The organism is uncultured Sphingomonas sp. (assembly GCF_964250165.1).
In the GTDB taxonomy this organism is placed as follows: Bacteria; Pseudomonadota; Alphaproteobacteria; order Sphingomonadales; family Sphingomonadaceae; genus Sphingomonas.
Genome location: NZ_CAXUEK010000147.1, coordinates 1 through 2,432, shown reverse-complemented (window position 1 = coordinate 2,432; position 2,432 = coordinate 1). Strand labels below are relative to the sequence as shown.

Genomic DNA, 2,432 nt, shown 5'->3' with positions numbered 1-2,432 from the left:
TGGTGGTGACGAAGAAGCGATCCTCGGCGAAGCGCGTCGTCGTGCCGTCGTCCATGACGATGCCGTCCTCGCGCAGCATCACGCCGTAGCGCGCCTTGCCGACCGCCAGCGTCGAGAAGGTGTTGATGTAGAGCCGGTCGAGCAGCGCGCCCGCGTCCGGCCCCTGCACGTCGATCTTGCCGAGCGTCGAAACGTCGCAGATGCCGACGCCGGTGCGGGTCGCGGTCACCTCGCGGTTCACCGTCGCCTGCCAGTCCTCGCCGGCGCGCGGGAACCACTGCGCGCGCTTCCACTGGCCGGCATCGACGAAGCTCGCGCCCTGCTCGACCGCCCAGTCACGCCCGGCGGTGCGCCGCTCGGGACGGAAATGCTGCTCGCGGTGGTGCCCGGCGAACACGCCGATCGCGACCGGCAGATAGGGCGGGCGCGACAGGATCGTGCCGGCTTCGGCGATCGACTTGCCGGTCGCCGCCGCGAGCAGCGCGTGGCCGTTGAGCTGGCTGGTCTTCCCCTGGTCGGTCGCCATGCCGAGCGTGGTGTAGCGCTTCAAATGCTCGATCGAGACGAAGCCCTCGCGCGCGGCAAGTTCGACATCGGCATCGGTCACGTCATGCTGGAAATCGACGAAGGCCTTAGTGCGGCGCGTGCCGACATGCCACAACGGGGCGGAACCGGCAGGATCGTCGCTGGCGGCGAGCGGCGCGGCGGCGGGCAAGGCAAAGCCAAGATCGCCGGCCGCCTCGCCGGCGACGCGCGCGCCGTCGGCCAGCGCATCGCCGAGCGAGAAGCGCCCCGCCGCCGCGCCCGCCGGGACCAGGCCGGGCGGCCCGCCGTCGAGCACGAAGCTGTGGATCGCGTCCGACCAGACCGGCCGCGCGCCCATGTTGCTGCCGATCCCGATCGCCGGGTTCCACCCGCCCGAGACCGCCAGCAGATCGGCGGCGATGCGCCGCGTGCGGCCATCGGCGGTGCGGACGTCGACCGCCTTGACCGGGCTGCCGTGCACGTCGTCGACCACCGCGCCGAGCAGCGTCTCGACGCCCCGGCCGCGCAGCCGTTCGGCGACCGCTACCTCGGCGCGTGCGTCGACCACCGCCGCCACCTCGACGCCGGCGGCAAGCAGATCTTCGGCCGTCGCCCAGCCGCTGTCGCCGGTCGTGAACACCACCGCGCGGCGGCCGGGCGCGGCGGCGAAGCGGTTGAGATAGGTCGACACCGCCGAGGCCATCATCACGCCGGGCCGGTCGTTGCCGCCGAACACCAGCGGCCGCTCGATCGCGCCGGTCGCCAGCACCGCGCGTTTCGCGACGATCTTCCACAGCCGCTGCCGGGGCTGGCCGGCGTGGGCGTGCGCGAGATGGTCCGACACGCGCTCGACCGCGCCATATTCGCGCCCGTCATAGACGCCGAACACCGTGGTGCGCGTCAGCAGCCGCACATTGGGCAGCGCCGCCAGCTCGGCGGCGGCGGCGCGCGCCCAATCGGCGGCGGGGGCGTCGTCGATCGCCAGCCGCTCGGCGAGCAGCCGCCCGCCCGGCGTCGCGTCCTCGTCGGCGAGGATGACGCGCAGCCCCGCGCGCCCCGCCGTCAGCGCCGCCGCCAGCCCCGTCGCGCCGCCGCCGATCACCAGCAGATCACAGAAGCCGTGCTCGCGGTCGTAGCTGTCCGGATCGGGCAGCATCGACAGCTTGCCGAGACCTGCCGCGCGGCGGATCAGCGGCTCGTAGACCTTCTCCCAGAAGGCCGCCGGCCACATGAAGGTCTTGTAGTAGAAGCCCGCGACGAACAGCGGGGAGGCGAGCTGGTTGACCGAGAGCAGATCGAAGCCGAGGCTCGGCCAGCGGTTCTGGCTCACCGCCGCCAGCCCGTCGAACAGCTCGACCGTCGTCGCGCGGCAATTCGGCTCCGCCTGTGCGCCGGTCCGCAGCGTGACGAGCGCGTTGGGCTCCTCGCTGCCCGCCGTCAGGATTCCCCGCGGCCGGTGATATTTGAACGAACGGGCGACCAGCCGCACGTCGTTGGCGACCAGCGCCGAGGCGAGCGTGTCGCCCGCGAAGCCCGACAGCGCCTTGCCGTCGAAGCTGAACGACAGCGGTCGCGACCGGTCGATCAGTCCCCCCTGCGCCAGCCGGCTCATCGCGCCGCCTCCTTCGCAAGGACCGCACCCGAGATCGCGTGGGTGCGCGTGTCGCGCGTCACGACGATCCAGGTGCGGCAGCCCTGGGCGTGATACCAATGCTCGGCGAGCGGCCCGGCGGGATTGTCGCGTTCGTAGACATAGTTGTAGAAGCCGTCCTCGCCGTCCGGCCGCACGACCGAGGCGTCGCCGCGATAGACGAATTCCTGCGCGTCGCGCTCGCCGCAATAGGGGCAGGGAATGCGCATCAGTGCAGGTTCGCCTGGGCGCCCTGGCCCTTTTCGTCGATCAGGTG

At 72.2% G+C, this 2,432-nt stretch carries 2 protein-coding genes; both read right to left on the bottom strand.

The annotated features are described in order from the left end of the window. On the bottom strand, positions 1–2,137 hold a 2,137-nt coding region (locus ACFE64_RS15590), incomplete at its 3' end, for a 2Fe-2S iron-sulfur cluster-binding protein (protein WP_375393368.1). Continuing rightward, a complete protein-coding gene (locus tag ACFE64_RS15585) occupies positions 2,134–2,385 on the bottom strand; it encodes a sarcosine oxidase subunit delta (protein ID WP_375393367.1) in 252 nt (83 codons plus the stop codon). The genes ACFE64_RS15590 and ACFE64_RS15585, both read right to left, overlap by 4 nt. Positions 2,386–2,432: the final 47 nt, after the last annotated feature.

What these genes read in the sequence shown, in the direction of transcription:
- ACFE64_RS15585 (WP_375393367.1), bottom strand. Translation starts at nt 2,385, where the DNA reads ATGCGCATTCCCTGCCCCTATTGCGGCGAGCGCGACGCGCAGGAATTC.